This is a genomic window from Stenotrophomonas sp. SrG (assembly GCF_050031795.1).
GTDB lineage: Bacteria > Pseudomonadota > Gammaproteobacteria > Xanthomonadales > Xanthomonadaceae > Stenotrophomonas > Stenotrophomonas rhizophila_A.
This window is the reverse complement of the sequence record NZ_JBNBBE010001317.1, coordinates 1-236: the sequence shown is the minus strand read 5'-3', so window position 1 is coordinate 236 and position 236 is coordinate 1. Positions and strand designations below refer to the sequence as shown.

Genomic DNA, 236 nt, shown 5'->3' with positions numbered 1-236 from the left:
CTTTCCGCGGCTGGCTGCAGCCGCGCGCCAAGGGCCAGCGCATCGACGGCAGTGCCGATGCCCAGCGTGGCGTGCGCGGCGCGTTCGCCCTGGCCGGCCGCTTCCAGTCGCTGGCCGCGCTGCTGGCGGTACTGCGGGCGGGCGTGGCCCCCCCGCTGGCCGCCAACCGCTTCGCGCGGCGCCGGTACGACCAGGTGGCGGTGCTGCGCTGCCTGGGCGCGCGCAAACGCCCCCAC

At 78.4% G+C, this 236-nt stretch carries 1 protein-coding gene; it reads left to right on the top strand.

Translation table 11 applies throughout. The features are described 5' to 3' along the window. Positions 1-236: hypothetical protein (locus ACQG3P_RS23690; protein WP_426806415.1), on the top strand; the 236-nt coding region annotated here is incomplete at both ends.